This is a genomic window from Pandoraea oxalativorans, from assembly GCF_000972785.3.
Lineage (GTDB): Bacteria > Pseudomonadota > Gammaproteobacteria > Burkholderiales > Burkholderiaceae > Pandoraea > Pandoraea oxalativorans.
Window position 1 is genome coordinate 2,408,690 of sequence record NZ_CP011253.3, and the last position, 17,133, is coordinate 2,425,822.

The window sequence follows — 17,133 nt, forward strand, 5'->3', positions numbered from 1 at the left end:
GCATTCCATGTCGGGATCGTCTACACCCTCCGTGCCATCCGTCACACTGGCCCAACTGATCGCACGCTTCGGCGGCGAACTGGTGGGCGATGGCAACGTTGCCGTGGAAGGCCTCGCGCCGCTCGATCGCGCGGGTGCAAAGCAACTGGCCTTCCTGTCCAATCCGCTTTATCTCGCAGAAGTGCCCAACTCGGGTGCGGCTGCTGTCATTCTCTCCAAAGCCGACTTCGACAAGCTGCCTTCACATGAAGGTCGCGCGTGGATCGTTGCGCCGAATCCGTACGCGTACTTTGCCCGCGTGGCACAGATGTTCGCCGACGCGGCGACACCGGTGCCTCCTGCTGGCGTCCATCCGAGTGCCGTCGTCGATCCTTCGGCCGTCGTGCCGGCCTCGTGCGTGATTGGGCCGAACGTTGTGATCGAAGCGGGGGTGCGTCTGGGCGAGCGCGTCCGTCTGATGGCGAACGTGTTCGTCGGCCGGGGTACGACGCTGGGCGACGATGTGCTCGTGTATCCGAATGCCACGCTGTATCACACGAGTGTGATCGGTGCGCGTTGCGTGATTCACGCGGGCACGGTCATCGGCTCGGACGGTTTCGGTTTCGCGCCCGATTTCTCCGCGACAGGCGGTGAATGGGTGAAGATTCCGCAGGTGGGGCGTGCGGTGATCGAAGACGACGTCGAGATCGGCGCGTCGACGACCATCGACCGTGGCGCCATGGCGGATACCGTCATCGAGCGCGGCTGCAAGATCGACAATCAGGTGCAGATCGCGCACAACGTGCGTGTCGGCGCCTTTACGGTTATTGCTGCATGCACCGGTATCGCCGGCAGCAGCACGATCGGTAAATTCTGCATGCTGGGCGGCAACGTCGGCATCGCGGGCCATGTGACGCTTGGAGACAAGGTCATCGTGACGGCAAAGTCAGGGGTGTCGAAATCGATTCCCGGCCCGGGCACTTACACCAGCGCGTTTCCGGCGATCCCGAACGCCGAATGGAATAAAAACGCGGCGATCATGCGCAATCTGGACAAGATGCGCGACCGCGTGCGTCAACTTGAAGCGAAGGTCAAGGACCTGCAAGATAAATGAGCGAGACCACTATTACTATCGACATCCACAAGATCATGAAGCTGCTGCCGCATCGGTATCCGATGCTGATGGTGGATCGCGTGATCGGACTGGAGCCGCACAAGAACATCAAGGTCATCAAGAACGTCACGATCAATGAGCCGTACTTCACCGGCCATTACCCGCAGCGTCCGGTCATGCCGGGTGTGCTGATCGTTGAAGCGTTGGCGCAGGCCGCAGCGTTGCTCACTTTCTCGGAAGAGGCGGTGCACGACGAAAACACGCTCTATTATTTCGTGGGCATCGAGAACGTACGCTTCAAGCGTCCGGTCGAACCGGGTGATCAGCTCATTCTCTCGGTCGATTTCATCAGCCACAAGCGCGGTTTTTATAAGTTCAAGGGTGAGGCAACGGTGGACGGCAAGCTGGCTGCCGAAGCCGAGTTCATGTGCATGGTCAAGAAGAACGGCGAATAACCGGAACTGAGACGCTCATGACGAACATTCATTCCACTGCCGTCGTCGATCCGAAGGCGCAACTCGCGGCCGACGTCGTCGTCGGTCCGTACGCGATTGTCGGCCCGAACGTGACGGTCGGCGCCGGTACGCAGATTCTTGCGCATACGGTGATCGACGGTCATACGACGCTGGGCGAGGGCAACAAGATCGGCCCGTTCGCATCGGTCGGCGGTGTTCCGCAGGATATGAAGTATGCGGGCGAGCCGACCAGGCTCGTTATCGGTGATCGCAATACGATTCGCGAGTTCACGACCATCCACACCGGTACGGTGCAGGACGGTGGTCTGACGAGTGTCGGCAACGACAACTGGATCATGGCCTACGTGCACATCGCGCACGATTGCCACGTTGGTAATCACACGGTGTTCTCTAGCAACGCGCAGTTGGCGGGCCATGTCCATGTCGACGACTGGGCCATCATCGGCGGCATGACCGGTGTGCATCAGTTCGTGCGCATCGGTGCTCACGCGATGGTGGGCGGTGCGTCGGTGCTGGTGCAGGACGTGCCGTCGTTCGTGATCGCCTCGGGTGACCGTGCGGTACCGTACGGCATCAACGTCGAAGGGCTGCGTCGTCGCGGGTTTTCCGCCGATGCAATCACGGCACTGCGCCACGCGTACAAACTGCTCTACAAGAGCGGGTTGACGTTGGACGAAGCCAAGGTGCAAATCGAAGCCTTCGGCAATGCCGGTGCCCCGGACGTCTTCGAGGCAGTGCGCGCACTCCTCGATTTCCTCAACGCAAGCACGCGCGGTATCGTGCGCTGACCTATGCCGCCGACCCTTCCCGGCGCCGGCCAGCGAACCCTGGCGATGGTGGCCGGGGAGCTGTCAGGCGATCTCATTGCCGGCAACGTGCTTGCCGGTCTCAAGCAGAGTCTTCCGGCCGACATCGCCTACGCGGGTGTCGGAGGTCCGCACATGGCGGAAGAGGGCTTCGACGCCTATTGGCCGATCGACAAGCTCTCCGTCATGGGCTACGTCGAAGTCATCAAGCATCTGCGCGAAATCCTATCGATTCGAAAGCAACTGCGCGAGCGCTGGCTGGCGGAAAAGCCGATGGCGTTCGTCGGCTTCGATGCGCCGGACTTCAACTTCGATCTCGAAATCAAGCTGCGTGAAGCGGGCATTCCGACGATTCACTTCGTGAGCCCGTCGATCTGGGCGTGGCGCGGTGGACGCATCAAGAAGATCAAGCGCGCCGTCGATCACATGCTGTGCCTGTTTCCGTTCGAACCCGAGATCTATCACCGTGCAGGCATCGACGCCACGTTCGTCGGTCATCCGATGGCGGACAAGATTCCGATGGTGCCCGACGTCGCAGGGGCGCGCGCCACATTGGGGCTTCAGGGCGATGGGCCCGTCGTTGCGATTCTGCCGGGCAGTCGTACGTCTGAAGTGCAGCGTCTCACGCCGGTGTTTTTCGCGGCGATGCGTCTGCTGGCCAAGCGAGATCCGTCGATTCGATTCGTTCTGCCGGTTGCAACGCCCCGTCTGCGCGTGCTGATGCAGCCGATTTTCGATGCGCATAGCGACTTCAATCTGACGGTGATCGACGGACGTGCGCCGCTGGCATTGGAAGCCGCAGACAGCGTGCTTCTTGCCAGCGGGACAGCAACGCTGGAAGCCGCGCTGTACAAAAAGCCGATGGTGATCTCGTATAAGGTGCCCTGGCTGACGGCGCAGATTATGAAACGCCAGGGCTATTTGCCTTACGTCGGCTTGCCGAACATTCTGTGCGGCGAGTTCGTCGTGCCGGAGCTGTTGCAACATTTCGCAACGCCGGAAGCGCTGGCCAATGCGGTCTGGCAGCAATTGACCGATCCGGCGTTGCGCGCATCGCTGCAAGCGCGTTTCACGAAGATTCACGAGGAATTGCGTCAGAACACGGCAGCGCGTTCGGCGGAAGTCATCGAGCGTGTGCTGCGCGAAAAGGGGCGGCTATGACGAACGACGGGACAGGGCGTCGGACCACGCGCAAGATTGCCGTGATCGATGGCGTGCCGTCTCCCGCCGCTAAGCCCCGGACGCGTGCGGTAAAGGCAACGCCTCCTCAAATGGTGTTCGACCTTTTCGCGGATATCGCGGCCGATCTGACTTGCGGCGTGGATGAGGTCGGGCGCGGACCGCTGGCGGGGCCGGTCGTGACCGCAGCGGTGATTCTCGACCCATCGCGCCCGATCAAAGGGTTGGCCGATTCGAAGAAGCTCACGGCACTTCGTCGCGAGGCGCTTTATGAGGAAATCGTCGAGCGCTCGCTGGCGTTTTGCATTGCCGAAGCGAGCGTGGCGGAAATCGATTCCCTGAATATCCTTCACGCGACGATGCTCGCCATGCAGCGCGCGGTGAACGGACTTACGCGTGTGCCGGCACTGGCGCTCATCGATGGCAATCGATGCCCCGTGTTGCCAATGCGTGCCGAGGCCGTGATCAAGGGGGACGACAAGGTGCCTGCGATTTCGGCTGCGTCGATTCTGGCGAAAGTCACGCGTGACCGTCAGTTGGCGGCACTTCACGACGAGTTTCCGCAGTACGGTTTCGACGAGCACGTCGGATACGGCACGCCCAGACACCTCGAAGCGCTGCGCGCCCATGGACCCAGTCCGCATCATCGCCAGTCGTTTGCGCCTGTGCGCGAAGCGTTTGAAATTTTCGGCACGTTGACGGTGTCACGCGCGGTCCGCACGTCATGAAGCTCATCAGTTCCAAAGACAATCCCTTCTACAAGCGCCTGAAGGCACTCGCGCAGTCGAACCAGCAGCGCCGCAAGCTGGGGCAGACGCTGCTCGAAGGCGTGCATCTTGCCGACGCCTATCTCGGTGCGCTAGGACAGCCACTCGTTTGCGTCGCGGCAGAATCGGCGCTGGATAACGACGAAGTCGCTCAGATTTGGGCACGGGTCGAGGCGGATCGACGCGTGTGTCTGCCCGAGGCGCTGTTCGAGCCGTTGTCGACGTTGGTCAACGGCGTGTCGCTGCTCTTCGTGGTGGAGATGCCTTCGGGGCGTTTGCCGTCATCGCAAACGACCGACTGCGTGATTCTCGATGCTGTGCAGGACGCAGGCAACGTTGGCTCCATCCTGCGCAGCGCAGCGGCCGCAGGCGTGCGCGACGTCTACTGCATGTCAGGCACGGCGCTTACGTGGTCGAGCAAAGTGTTGCGCTCGGGCATGGGCGCGCATTTTTCGTTGAACATCGTCGAGCATTGCACGCCGGATTCGCTGGCGCCGCGACTGTCGGTGCCATTGTTGGCCACAAGCCTGCAAGCGAGTACGTCACTCTACGAGCAGGATTTACGTCATCCGGTGGCGTGGGTGTTCGGCAACGAAGGGGCGGGGGTGTCGCCCCATTGGCTTGAACGTGTGCAGACACCGATCCGCATTCCTCAGCCGGGCGGCATGGAGTCGCTGAATGTCGCGGCGTGCGCAGCGATTTGCTTGTTCGAGGCGGTGCGACAGCGCTTGTCGTAAGTTGGCCGGTGCGAATGAAAAAGGGACGCTTATGCGTCCCTTTTGCGTTGCTATCGTGCTGAATGGCACTCAAGCAGGCGTCGACCGACGTTAGTTAGTAGACGTCGCGCTCCAGCTTGATTTCCTGAAGGATCGTCGTCGCGATTTCCTCAATCGACTTGTGCGTCGAGGAGAGCCACTTGATCCCTTCGCGGCGCATCATGGCCTCGGCTTCGTTGACCTCGTAGCGGCAGTTTTCTAGCGACGCATACTTGCTGCCCGGACGACGCTCGTTGCGGATTTCGGAAAGTCGTTGCGGATCGATGGAAAGTCCGAAAATCTTATCCTTGTACTGGTCGAGTGTGGAGGGCAGTTTCTCGCGCTCGAAATCGTCGGGGATCAGCGGATAGTTGGCAGCCTTCACGCCGTACTGCATGGCGAGATAGAGCGTCGTTGGCGTCTTCCCGCTGCGTGACACGCCCACGAGAATCACGTCGGCGCTTTGCAGGTTCTTGTTGGACTGGCCGTCGTCGTGGGCGAGCGAGAAGTTCACCGCCTCGATCCGGTTCTTGTACGCTTCGCTGTCGGCGTTCTGGTGCACGCGGCCGATAGCATGCATCGACTTGAGATTGAGTTCCTGCTCCAGCGGCTCGATGAACGTCTGGAACATGTCGAGAATCACGCCCTGGCAATTGCGCAGGATTTCGTTGGCCCTGGCGTCCACCAACGTGCTGAAAATGATCGGACGAACGTTTTCGGTCCGATACATTTCATTGATGCGTTGGGCCGTCTCATAGGCTTTATCGACGGAATCCACGAACGGAACGCGAATCTGACGGAAACGCATCTCGAATTGCGCCAGGATCGAATGCGCAAACGTCTCGGCCGTAATCCCTGTGCCATCGGAGACGATGAAGACGGGCCGCGCGGCAACCGGTTTGACCGGCGCGGCGGGGGCGTCAGGGGCGGGTGTCAGGGAATCTCCGGGAGTGAGGGCGTCGCTCATGCGCAGAATCGCAAAATGGTGCATTGCACGGTAGAATAGCGGCAACTTGTTGGATAAGCAATTGCGCGACCATCGCGCCCGGTTCCATGTCAGCCCCGCCTGACGGGGCGCTCCGGGAAATGACGGTGGTTCGATGCAGGACGTCGGGCGGTAGCCCCTGGTTCCCGGCGCTGCCAAGGCGCGATTTCTTATCCAACAGGTCGACCGGCCCATGTCAGGCCCAGCCGGTCCGCCGAGAATTTTTTTTCTTACCTTAGGGGCTTTTATGACTAACGCAGCACACGACGGCGCCTACGTGGTGCCGTTTGAGCATCTGCGCATGACCGACGTCGAGTCGGTCGGCGGCAAGAATGCATCGCTCGGCGAAATGATCAGCCAACTGGCCAACGCAGGCGTTCGCGTGCCGGGTGGGTTCGCCACCACGTCTTTCGCATTTCGCGAGTTCCTCCAGCACAACAACCTGACCGAGCGCGTTGCCAAGCGTCTCGAGGGTCTGGACGTCGATAACGTCAAGGCGCTCGCGGAAGCCGGTGCCGAAATCCGTCAATGGATCGTCGACGCGCCGCTGCAACCGCAGCTCGAAAAGGACATCCGCGAACAGTTCGCACGCATCGCGGCCGACCAGCCGGACGCGTCGTTTGCCGTGCGTTCGTCGGCGACCGCAGAAGACCTGCCGGACGCCTCGTTCGCCGGTCAGCAGGAAAGCTACCTGAACGTCGTCGGCATCGAAGACGTGCTGGATCGCATGAAGCACGTGTTCGCGTCGCTGTATAACGACCGCGCCATCTCGTACCGCGTTCACAAGGGCTTCACGCACGCCGAAGTGGCGTTGTCGGCCGGTGTGCAGCGCATGGTGCGCTCGGACTGCGGCGCGTCGGGCGTGATGTTTACGATCGACACCGAGTCGGGCTTCCAGGACGTGGTGTTCATCACGGCCAGCTACGGCCTCGGTGAGACGGTCGTGCAGGGCGCGGTGAATCCGGACGAGTTCTACGTCTTCAAGCCGACGCTCAACGCCGGCAAGTACCCGATCATCCGCCGCACGCTTGGCTCGAAGTTGCTCAAGATGGAATTCACGCAGCCGGGCGAGCCGGGCCGCGTGAAGACCATCGACGTGCCGATGGAGTTGCGTAACCGCTATTCGATCACCGACGACGACTGCGTCGAACTGGCCAAGTTCGCGCTGATCATCGAGAAGCACTACGGTCGCCCGATGGACATCGAGTGGGGCAAGGACGGCAAGGACGGCAAGATCTACATTCTTCAGGCGCGTCCGGAGACGGTGAAGAGCCAGTCGGTCGGCAAGGCCGAACAGCGCTTCAAGCTCAAGGGCGACGCCCCGGTGCTGACCACGGGCCGCGCGATCGGCCAGAAGATCGGTGCGGGTCCGGTGCGTGTGATCCTGGATCCGAGCGAGATGGAGCGCGTGCAGCCGGGCGACGTGCTGGTTGCCGACATGACCGACCCGAACTGGGAGCCGGTGATGAAGCGCGCTTCGGCCATCGTGACGAACCGCGGCGGCCGTACGTGCCACGCGGCCATCATCGCGCGTGAGCTGGGTGTGCCGGCCGTGGTCGGTTGCGGTGACGCCACCGACCTGCTGAAGGACGGCGCGCTCGTGACCGTGTCGTGCGCAGAGGGCGACGAAGGCAAGATCTACGACGGTCTGCTCGAGACCGAAGTGACCGAGATCCAACGCGGCGAGATGCCGAAGATCCCGGTGAAGATCACGATGAACGTGGGCAATCCGCAGCTGGCCTTCGACTTTGCACAACTGCCGAACAGCGGTGTGGGTCTGGCGCGTCTGGAATTCATCATTAACAACAACATCGGCGTGCACCCGCGTGCGATTCTCGAGTACCCGAATATCGACGCCGACCTGAAGAAGGCGGTGGAATCGGTGGCTCGCGGTCACGCGTCGCCGCGCGCGTTCTACGTCGACAAGCTGGCTGAAGGCATCGCCACGATTGCGGCGGCTTTCTACCCGAAGAGCGTGATCGTGCGTCTGTCGGACTTCAAGTCCAACGAGTACAAGAAGCTCATCGGCGGCTCGCGTTACGAGCCGGATGAAGAAAACCCGATGCTGGGCTTCCGTGGCGCGTCGCGTTACATCTCGGAAGACTTCGCTGAAGCATTCGAGATGGAGTGCCGTGCGCTCAAGCGCGTTCGCGACGACATGGGTCTGACGAACGTCGAGATCATGGTGCCGTTCGTGCGTACGCTGGGTCAGGCGGAGCGCGTGGTCGACATGCTCGCCGGCTATGGCCTGAAGCGTGGCGAAAACGGTCTCAAGCTGATCATGATGTGCGAAGTGCCGTCGAACGCGATTCTGGCTGACCAGTTCCTCGAGTACTTCGATGGATTCTCGATCGGTTCGAACGATCTGACGCAGCTCACGCTGGGTCTGGACCGCGATTCGGGCATGGAATTGCTGGCAAAGGACTTCGACGAGCGTGACCCGGCAGTGCAGTTCATGCTCAGCCGTGCCATCAAGGCCTGCCTGGCGCAGGGCAAGTACGTCGGCATCTGCGGTCAGGGCCCGTCGGACCATCCGGATCTGGCCGAATGGCTGGTCAAGGAAGGCATCGTCTCGATGTCCCTGAACCCGGATACGGTCGTGGAAACGTGGCAACAACTCGCCAAGGTGGCGAAGTAAGCGTCGCGAGAAACACCTGAAATAGGAAGCGTCCGAGCGGCATCTCGGACGCCACTGAAAGGCTGCGTCACCCCTTGGGACGCGTGCGCTGATCGGTGAGTTTCGTGCTATAAACCCCGGTATAAAACCGGGGTTTTTTCGTTTCTGGGAGTTGCGATGGAGCAGGCTTGGCTTTGGTTCGGCGTGGCTGGGTTGATCGTGGTGCTGGAGCTGGCGAGCGGGACGTTCTATCTCCTGATGGTGGCGCTTGGCGTGGCGGCCGGCGGCGTTGCGGCGCTGCTGCGTGCCGACGGGCCGTTGCAGTGGGTGGTGGCGGCAATCGTCGCCGGGGTGGCGGTCTGGTTGTTGCGACGCAGCCGGTTCGGGCGGCGTCGTATCAAGGTCGATGCGTCGGCTGACCCCAACACCAACCTCGATATCGGTCAGCGTTTGCATGTCGAGGCATGGCGTCCCGATGGTCAGGCGCGCGCCATGTACCGGGGCGCAGAGTGGGATGTGGAACTGATGCCGGGAGAAGTGCCCGATGCCGGATGGTTCGTCATCCGCGAGGTGCGCGGTAGCCGGTTGTACGTCGCGCATGTGGCGGCATAGATCGCACAGATCGCGCAGATTGCGCAGTTCCATGGCCGACGTCGATGCTTCTCGCCCGATGTCGGTCCGTGGACAGAACACTTCGGCGTCGTTGCGGTCAGACGACATGTCCCGCCATTGCGGGGCGTCGGGGAACTAGCTGGCCACCAAGGTCGGCGCTTCAGGGGAAAACATGTTATCCAACGTCGCATTCATTCTCTTCATCATCGCGGTGATCATCGCGGCCCGGTCGATCAAGATCGTGCCGCAGCAGCACGCGTGGGTGGTGGAGCGTCTCGGTAAGTATCACGGGACGCTTACACCGGGCCTGTCGATCGTCGTGCCGTTTGTCGACCGTGTCGCTTACAAGCACGTGCTCAAGGAAATTCCGCTCGACGTTCCGAGCCAGATCTGTATCACCAAGGACAACACGCAGCTGCAGGTGGACGGCATTCTGTACTTCCAGGTGACGGATCCGATGAAGGCGTCGTACGGCTCGAGCAACTTTATCGTGGCCATTACACAGCTCGCACAGACGACCCTGCGCAGCGTGGTCGGCAAGCTGGAACTGGACAAGACGTTCGAGGAGCGGGAGTTCATCAATCACAGCGTGGTGAATGCGCTCGATGAAGCGGCGGCGAACTGGGGCGTGAAGGTCCTGCGCTACGAGATCAAGGATCTGACGCCGCCGAAGGAAATTCTGCACGCCATGCAGGCGCAGATCACGGCAGAGCGTGAAAAGCGTGCGTTGATCGCAGCCTCGGAAGGGAAGAAGCAGGAGCAGATCAACCTGGCGTCAGGTGCGCGCGAGGCGGCGATTCAGAAGTCGGAAGGCGAGCGTCAGGCGGCGATCAACCAGGCGCAGGGCGAGGCGGCGGCCATCCTTGCCGTGGCGGAGGCCAACGCCGAAGCCATCCACAAGATTGCCACGGCGATTCAGACGCAAGGCGGGATGGAAGCCGTCAACCTGAAGGTCGCCGAGCAGTATGTCGACGCCTTCAGCAAGGTCGCCAAGACGAACAACACGCTGATCGTGCCGGGCAACTTTTCGGACATGAGCGGCATGATCGCATCGGCACTCAAGATCGTGCGTGGCACCGAGGGTGGCTCGAATGCCCCTGTCGACGGTAGCACTGGCGGCTTCGGCAACTCTGCGCCGCGCCGTTAAGTGAAAGCGGGCGGACGAGGGTGCCGGGAGGCGCCCTCAGTCGCGCAGATGACTGACGAAATGAAAACGGCCCGAGCGGGCCGTTTTCTTTTGCGCGCGAGCGCTGTCGCGCTTCATTTGTCCTTCAGCGTCTATCTCAGGTCGGATTGCGCATGAGGCGCGCTTTCTCGCGATTCCAATCGCGTTCCTTTTCCGTCTCTCGCTTGTCGTGCAGCTTCTTGCCCTTGCCCAGCCCGATCTCGCATTTCACGAGGCCCTTGCTGTAGTGAAAGTTAAGCGGGACGATCGTGTAGCCGCGTTGCTCGACTTTGCCGATGAGTTTCTTGATTTCATCGGCTTTGAGCAGCAGTTTTCGGGTGCGGACCGGATCGGGGTTGATGTGCGTCGATGCCGATTGCAGCGGGCTGATGTGCGCGCCGATCAGAAAGATCTCGCCATTCTTGATGACGACATAGCCTTCCTTGATCTGCGCCCGCCCGGCGCGAATAGCCTTGACTTCCCACCCTTCGAGCGCGATGCCGGCTTCGAATCGCTCCTCGATGAAGTAGTCGAAGAAGGCCTTTCTGTTGTCGATGATGCTCATGGATCCTTGGCGGGGTAACTTGGTCGGACCCGGTGAGTCGGGCTCGGGTAAAATAGCGATTTTAACAAAGAGTCTCGGCAAGAGGCGGCTTGCGACACACGCGCATCGACAGCGCACGTATCGCATGCACTCACAGCCCGACAGACGATGGCCGAAGTCAGTAAAACCGTTCTCGTGCATTTTTCCGACGAGCAAATGTACGATCTGGTGACCAATGTCGCCGATTACCCTAAATTCCTGCCGTGGTGCGGCGGTGTCGATATTCGGCATCAGGACGAGCACAGCATGGAAGCGTCGCTGATCATCGACTTCAAGGGGCTGAAGCATTCGTTCGCGACGCGCAATATCCAGGAGCGTCCGCACTCGATCCAGATGACCTTCGTCGAGGGGCCTTTCAAACGTTTTCACGGCACGTGGAAGTTTACGGCCCTACGCGAGAACGCCTGCAAGATCGAATTCGGTCTGCACTACGAGTTTACGAATTTCCTGCTCGAAAAGGTCATCGGCCCGGTGTTCAGTCACATTGCGAACACATTCGTAGACGCCTTCGTCAAACGTGCGGAGACGGTTTATGCCAAGTGAGCTTAACGTCGAAGTCTGCTACGCACTGCCCAGCGAGCAAACGATTATCCCGCTGACGCTGGCACAAGGCGCGACGATGCGCGACGCGATCGAGCGCAGCGGATTGCTGCAACGGTTCCCGGCGCTGGATCTCGGCCGCATGAAGGTCGGCGTTTTCGGCAAGGTGCGCGCGCTGGATGCTGCGGTGGAGGCGGGCGATCGTGTCGAGATCTACCGCGCGCTCAAGGCGGATCCGAAGCTGGCGCGTCAGCGCCGCGTCGAAAAAGTCCGCAACGAGGGCAGCCGCGAAGGGCAGAAGTGGCTGGGCAGCGCCCGCAAGGGTAGCTGAGGCCGATGGGGCAAGGCTGAGGCGGACCGGACGGTTTCGTGCCGGATCTGCCGTCGATCAGTGCGTCGATCCCCGCGAGTGCAATCGCACCGATGCGCTGACGCCCGCCAACAATAACGTCACCGCGGCGATCTCCAGCAGACGCGGCAGCCGGTGCTCGTAGATAAAGCCGTAGACGAGCGCGAACAGCGTTTCAAACACGATCAGTTGCCCCGACAGCGTGAGCGGCAGCGTCCGGCTCGCTGCATTCCAGAATGCATTGCCGATGGTCGACGCGCCGATGGCCACGGCGATATTCACGATCAGAAACATCTGCCAGTCACGCGGCACGTCCGCTGTCCCCGGATGCGGCAGCAGCAGGGCGGCAATCGCCAGTGCGCATGCCAGCACCCCTGTCGCCACCCCCGTCAGCAACGACCATTCTTGACTCGTGAAATGCCCGAATTTCGCGAGATATCGGGCGTTGGCGACGGCATACCATGTCCAACTCGCCAATGCCCCCACCGCGCAAACGACGCCAGCAAGCGTCAGCCGCCAGTCGCCACCGCTCGCGGCGGCATGCGTGAAGACGTCGACATTGATGCAAACAATCCCGGCGACGACCAGGGCCAGCGGGCCCGCGAGCTTCGACAGCGGGAGGGCGCCATGATCGCGACTGCCGATCAGAGTGACCGTCACAGGGAGCACACCCACGATCAGCGACGCCGGCGCGATGCCCGCCATCTGCACCGAGGCGGCGACAAACAGGTAATAGACCAGATTGCCGACGAGACTCAGGCGGAATAACGCCCGCCAGTCGTTACTCGTGACGGTATGGCGCAAGCGCGGCCAAAGTGGGGCGAGGAATACTGCCGAGACCAATCCGTACAGGACGTAGCGCGCTGCCGACAACTCCAGCGGCGAGAAGCCGGGCAGCAGGCGTGGGGCAAGGAACACCAGTCCCCACAGCGCGCCCGCCGCCAGTCCGTACGAAATGCCTTTCCCCATGAAATCTAGCCCGTGGTTGGTGGTGAATGCGTGGTTATGCGGTGGTTAATGCAGGAAGCGCCCGGTCGAGTGCCTGCCGTAGAGGGCGCAAGAATAGCACTCGCGCCGTGCGGGCTGATTGTGAAATCCGGCACTTGGCGGGGGCGAGGTCCGGCCCATGACTTCCTGCCGGGCGATGGCGGGTTTTGCCCTCAGCGGGGGGGCGAATCTGTCCCTCGGGGAAAAAGCCCCTTGACATGTGGGGCAGACCTGCCATGCAACGCGCGATTTCTGTATAATTCGGTTTTGCGCCTATAGGATTTGCCATGCGTCTGATCCAAAAAGCACTCACATTCGATGACGTGCTCCTCGTCCCGGCCTACTCTGCCGTTCTCCCGCGCGACACCAGCCTGAAAACCAAGCTCACGCGCAACATTACCCTGAACATGCCTTTGCTGTCGGCCGCCATGGATACGGTGACCGAAGCACGTCTGGCCATTGCCATGGCGCAACAGGGCGGTATCGGCATCATCCACAAGAATCTGAAGCCGGCTGAGCAGGCGCGGGAAGTCTCGAAGGTCAAGCGTTTTGAGTCGGGCGTTCTGCGTGACCCGATCACGATTCCGCCGCACATGAAGGTGCGCGATGTGATCGCGCTGTCGCGCCAGCATGGCATTTCCGGTTTCCCGGTCGTCGAGGGCGCGCAGCTCATCGGTATCGTGACCAACCGCGACCTGCGTTTCGAAAGCCGCCTGGACGAGCCGGTGCGCGTGATCATGACGCCGAAGGAAAAGCTCATCACGGTGCGTGAAGGCGCTTCTCCGGCCGACGCCGAGCGTCTGATGCACGATCACCGCCTCGAGCGCGTGCTGGTCGTCAACGACGCGTTCGAACTGCGCGGCCTGATGACGGTCAAGGACATTACGAAGGCGACGGAATACCCGCTGGCAAGCAAGGACGAACACGGCAAGCTGCGTGTCGGCGCTGCCGTTGGTGTGGGTGCGGATAATGAAGAGCGCGTCGAGTTGCTGGTCGCGGCTGGCGTCGACGTGATCGTGGTCGATACTGCGCACGGTCACAGCCAGGGTGTGCTGGACCGCGTGCAGTGGGTCAAGAAGCACTTCCCGCAGATTGAAGTCGTTGGCGGCAACATTGCGACGGCAAGCGCCGCGCTGGCGCTGGTCGAACACGGCGCAGACGCCGTCAAGGTCGGTATCGGCCCGGGCTCGATCTGCACGACGCGTATCGTTGCAGGCGTGGGTGTTCCGCAGATCACGGCGATCGCGAATGTGGCCGAGGCACTGAAGGACACGGGCGTTCCGCTGATCGCCGACGGTGGTATCCGTTACTCGGGTGACGTGGCCAAGGCGCTTGCCGCCGGTGCGCACACCGTGATGATGGGCAGCATGTTCTCCGGCACGGAAGAAGCGCCGGGCGAAGTGTTCCTGTATCAGGGCCGTTCGTACAAGAGCTATCGCGGCATGGGTTCGGTGGGCGCGATGAAGGACGGCGCAGCAGACCGTTACTTCCAGGACCCGGCCAACAACGCCGACAAGCTCGTGCCGGAAGGCATCGAAGGCCGCGTAGCGTATAAGGGTAGTGTGAACGCGATCCTGCACCAATTGACCGGCGGTATCCGCTCGTCGATGGGTTATCTGGGTTGCCCGTCGATCAAGGACTTGCACGAGAAGGCAGAGTTTGTCGAAATCACGGCCGCCGGCATGCGCGAATCGCACGTGCACGACGTCCAGATCATGAAGGAAGCCCCCAACTACCACGTGGAGTAATTGCCCATGAAGGCCATGTTGCGTACGGTACTGTTCCTCGATGCGGCGTTGAATCTGGCACTCGGTGTGCTGCTGATTGCGTCGTTCTGGTCATCGCTGTATGCGGCCATCGATGTGCCCGCGCCATCGCCTGTGCTGTATGCGCAGGTGCTGGGCGTGGCCTTCATCGGCGTGGCCTGGCTGCAATGGCACGCCACCGTGAATGGCCAGTTGACGTCGACCGTCGCGAAAGTGACGGGGCATATCAACTGGATCAGCGGTGCGTTCGTGCTGGGGTGGCTGATCTCCGGCCAGTTGGTGGCGTCGAGCGGTGGCAAGTGGATGCTTGCCATACTCGGGGCTGTCCTGCTGGTAGTGGGCGGGATTCTCGTCAAGCTGGCGTCGAGTGTGCGCACGAAGGAGCGCGTACAGGCGGCGCAGCAGGCCGGCGAGCGGGTGCGAGGCGGTGTCGTGAGCGACACGCGACGCGACGCACCGAGAGATTATGCCGATGCCCGGGTCGTCGACGAGGCCCGTGGCACGCGCGCTGAGCCGCGCATGGAGACGCCTCGCGGCGGCTCCGCACCAGTCAATACCACGCCGGTCGCGCCTGTGGGCGCCACCGGCATTGTCACGCCCGTGCCGTCCGACACGGCGCCGACGTCCAACGAATCCACTTCATCCGTACCTCACGATGCACGACAAAATCCTCATTCTTGACTTCGGCTCGCAAGTCACCCAGCTCATCGGACGCCGCGTTCGCGAAGCGCACGTCTACTGCGAGATTCACCCGAACGACGTCACGGACGAATTCATCCGCGAGTTCAATCCGAAGGCGGTCATTCTGTCGGGTAGCCACGCGAGCACCTATGAGGATCAGGATCTGCGTGCGCCGCAGGCTGTCTGGGATCTGGGCGTGCCGGTACTGGGCATCTGCTATGGCATGTTCGCGATGACGGTCCAGTTGGGCGGTCAGGTCGAAGCCAGCAACCATCGCGAATTCGGTTACGCCGAAGTGCGCGCCCATGGCCATACGCCGTTGCTCGACGGCCTTGAAGATTTCCGTACCGACGATGGTCACGGCATGCTCAAGGTGTGGATGAGCCACGGCGACAAGGTCACGCAACTGCCGGAAGGTTTTGCGCTGATGGCGTCCACGCCGAGCTGCCCGATCGCCGGGATGGCCGACGTCAGGCGTCATTACTACGCTGTGCAGTTCCACCCGGAAGTCACGCACACCGTGAAGGGCCGCGAACTGCTCGAGCGCTTCGTGCTGGAGATTGCAGGCGCGAAGCCGGACTGGATCATGCGCGACCACATCGAGGAAGCCGTCAAGGCGATCCGGGAGCAGGTGGGCGACGAGGAAGTGATTCTGGGTCTGTCGGGCGGCGTGGATTCGAGCGTTGCGGCGGCGCTGATCCATCGCGCAATTGGCGATCAACTGACGTGCGTGTTCGTCGATCACGGTCTGTTGCGTCTGAACGAAGGCAAGATGGTGATGGAAATGTTCCGGGGCCGTCTGCACGCGAAGGTCGTGCACGTCGATGCCACGGCGCAGTTCATGGGCCACCTGACGGGCGTGACGGATCCGGAACAGAAGCGCAAGATCATCGGCCGCGAGTTCGTGGAAGTGTTCCAGGCGGAAGCGAAGAAGCTGAAGAACGCGAAGTGGCTGGCGCAGGGCACGATTTATCCGGACGTGATCGAGTCGGGGGGCGCGAAGACGAAGAAGGCGACGACGATCAAGAGCCACCACAACGTGGGTGGCCTGCCGGAGACGCTGGGTCTGAAGTTGCTGGAGCCGCTGCGCGATCTGTTCAAGGACGAAGTGCGCGAACTGGGCGTGGCGCTTGGCTTGCCGCACGACATGGTCTACCGTCACCCGTTCCCGGGCCCGGGTCTGGGTGTGCGTATTCTGGGTGAAGTGAAACAGGAATACGCGGACCTGCTGCGTCGTGCCGATGCGATCTTCATCGAAGAACTGCGCAACACGGTCGAGCCGAACAGCGGCAAGACGTGGTACGAACTGACGAGCCAGGCGTTCGCGGTGTTCCTGCCGGTCAAGAGCGTGGGCGTGATGGGCGACGGCCGCACGTACGAGTGGGTTGTGGCACTGCGCGCCGTGCAGACGCAAGACTTCATGACGGCGCACTGGGCCCACCTGCCGCACGAACTGCTCGGCAAGGTCTCGAACCGCATCATCAACGAAGTGCGAGGTTTGAACCGGGTTGTCTATGACATCTCGGGCAAGCCGCCGGCGACGATTGAGTGGGAGTAACTGACGAACCTCTGCGTTAACCGGCAGAGGCTATTCGTTGAAGTCTCGTAAGCGAGAAGGGCGGACGCGTTGGCGTCCGCCCTTTTTTGTTGTCGGATGAAATCGCTCAGTCCGCCGACGTCACCGAGTCCCGAAACCACCTCACCAAAAAATCCGCCAGCGCATCCGTTTTGGCGCAGGGTGACTTTTCGTT

General features: G+C 61.6%; 17 protein-coding genes. 14 read left to right on the plus strand and 3 right to left on the minus strand.

Features of this window, described 5'->3' with window-relative positions; translation table 11 throughout:
- Window positions 1-7: 7 nt before the first annotated feature.
- The 6 genes from lpxD to MB84_RS10865 all read left to right on the plus strand — a co-directional run bounded on the left by lpxD (window position 8) and on the right by MB84_RS10865 (window position 5,058).
- The gene (gene lpxD, locus MB84_RS10840) at window positions 8-1,093 is read left to right on the plus strand and encodes a UDP-3-O-(3-hydroxymyristoyl)glucosamine N-acyltransferase (RefSeq protein WP_046291788.1); all 1,086 of its coding nucleotides are present in this window, start codon (window positions 8-10) and stop codon (window positions 1,091-1,093) included.
- On the plus strand, window positions 1,090-1,548 hold the full coding sequence (gene fabZ, locus MB84_RS10845) for a 3-hydroxyacyl-ACP dehydratase FabZ (RefSeq protein WP_039398720.1): 459 nt from the start codon (window positions 1,090-1,092) through the stop codon (window positions 1,546-1,548). The genes lpxD and fabZ overlap by 4 nt, the downstream gene beginning before the upstream one ends.
- Window positions 1,549-1,565: 17 nt before the next feature.
- Window positions 1,566-2,357 carry an acyl-ACP--UDP-N-acetylglucosamine O-acyltransferase gene (gene lpxA, locus MB84_RS10850; RefSeq protein ID WP_046291789.1) on the plus strand — a complete coding sequence of 264 codons (792 nt, stop codon included), beginning with the start codon at window positions 1,566-1,568 and terminating at the stop codon, window positions 2,355-2,357.
- 3 nt (window positions 2,358-2,360) lie between these two features.
- Entirely contained in the window at window positions 2,361-3,536 is a 1,176-nt protein-coding gene (gene lpxB, locus MB84_RS10855) for a lipid-A-disaccharide synthase (RefSeq protein WP_046291790.1), read from the plus strand.
- Window positions 3,537-3,646: 110 nt separating this feature from the next.
- A complete protein-coding gene (gene rnhB / locus MB84_RS10860; protein WP_046291791.1) occupies window positions 3,647-4,282 on the plus strand; it encodes a ribonuclease HII in 636 nt (211 codons plus the stop codon).
- Window positions 4,279-5,058: a TrmH family RNA methyltransferase gene (locus MB84_RS10865; RefSeq protein WP_046291792.1), complete on the plus strand. Its 780-nt coding sequence runs from the start codon at window positions 4,279-4,281 to the stop codon at window positions 5,056-5,058. Before rnhB ends, MB84_RS10865 begins: the two co-directional genes overlap by 4 nt.
- A gap of 94 nt (window positions 5,059-5,152) precedes the next feature.
- Here MB84_RS10865 and ppsR read toward each other — a convergent pair whose 3' ends face one another.
- Window positions 5,153-6,043 (minus strand): posphoenolpyruvate synthetase regulatory kinase/phosphorylase PpsR, encoded by an 891-nt coding sequence (gene ppsR, locus MB84_RS10870; protein WP_084010032.1) that lies wholly within the window; start codon window positions 6,041-6,043, stop codon window positions 5,153-5,155.
- 265 nt (window positions 6,044-6,308) lie between these two features.
- Between ppsR and ppsA the strand changes: the two genes are divergently transcribed.
- From ppsA to MB84_RS10885, 3 genes are all read left to right on the plus strand, one after another.
- A complete protein-coding gene (gene ppsA / locus MB84_RS10875) occupies window positions 6,309-8,699 on the plus strand; it encodes a phosphoenolpyruvate synthase (RefSeq protein ID WP_046291793.1) in 2,391 nt (796 codons plus the stop codon).
- A gap of 156 nt (window positions 8,700-8,855) precedes the next feature.
- Window positions 8,856-9,290, plus strand: a complete 435-nt coding sequence (locus tag MB84_RS10880; RefSeq protein WP_046291794.1) for an NfeD family protein — start codon at window positions 8,856-8,858, stop codon at window positions 9,288-9,290.
- Between the two features lie 172 nt (window positions 9,291-9,462).
- Complete coding sequence (locus MB84_RS10885) at window positions 9,463-10,437, plus strand: SPFH domain-containing protein (protein WP_046291795.1); 975 nt, start codon at window positions 9,463-9,465, stop codon at window positions 10,435-10,437.
- Between the two features lie 136 nt (window positions 10,438-10,573).
- Here the strand turns inward: MB84_RS10885 and smpB are convergent, their stop codons facing one another.
- Window positions 10,574-11,020: an SsrA-binding protein SmpB gene (gene smpB, locus MB84_RS10890; RefSeq protein WP_039398704.1), complete on the minus strand. Its 447-nt coding sequence runs from the start codon at window positions 11,018-11,020 to the stop codon at window positions 10,574-10,576.
- Between the two features lie 147 nt (window positions 11,021-11,167).
- Here smpB and MB84_RS10895 point away from each other — a divergent pair, with 147 nt between their 5' ends.
- Together MB84_RS10895 and MB84_RS10900 are read left to right on the plus strand one after the other, a co-directional pair.
- Entirely contained in the window at window positions 11,168-11,602 is a 435-nt protein-coding gene (locus tag MB84_RS10895) for a type II toxin-antitoxin system RatA family toxin (protein ID WP_046291796.1), read from the plus strand.
- Window positions 11,592-11,930, plus strand: coding sequence for an RnfH family protein (locus MB84_RS10900; protein ID WP_046291797.1), 339 nt, complete (start codon window positions 11,592-11,594; stop codon window positions 11,928-11,930). The genes MB84_RS10895 and MB84_RS10900 overlap by 11 nt, the downstream gene beginning before the upstream one ends.
- Window positions 11,931-11,987: 57 nt before the next feature.
- Here MB84_RS10900 and MB84_RS10905 read toward each other — a convergent pair whose 3' ends face one another.
- A complete protein-coding gene (locus tag MB84_RS10905) occupies window positions 11,988-12,917 on the minus strand; it encodes a DMT family transporter (RefSeq protein ID WP_046291798.1) in 930 nt (309 codons plus the stop codon).
- 305 nt (window positions 12,918-13,222) lie between these two features.
- Between MB84_RS10905 and guaB the strand changes: the two genes are divergently transcribed.
- From guaB to guaA, 3 genes are read left to right on the plus strand one after another with little or no spacing between them, the layout of a single operon-like run.
- Window positions 13,223-14,683 (plus strand): IMP dehydrogenase, encoded by a 1,461-nt coding sequence (gene guaB, locus MB84_RS10910; RefSeq protein WP_046291799.1) that lies wholly within the window; start codon window positions 13,223-13,225, stop codon window positions 14,681-14,683.
- Between the two features lie 6 nt (window positions 14,684-14,689).
- Window positions 14,690-15,382 (plus strand): hypothetical protein, encoded by a 693-nt coding sequence (locus MB84_RS10915; RefSeq protein ID WP_052653158.1) that lies wholly within the window; start codon window positions 14,690-14,692, stop codon window positions 15,380-15,382.
- Entirely contained in the window at window positions 15,357-16,940 is a 1,584-nt protein-coding gene (guaA, locus tag MB84_RS10920; protein ID WP_046291800.1) for a glutamine-hydrolyzing GMP synthase, read from the plus strand. The genes MB84_RS10915 and guaA overlap by 26 nt, the downstream gene beginning before the upstream one ends.
- The last annotated feature ends 193 nt before the right edge of the window (window positions 16,941-17,133 follow it).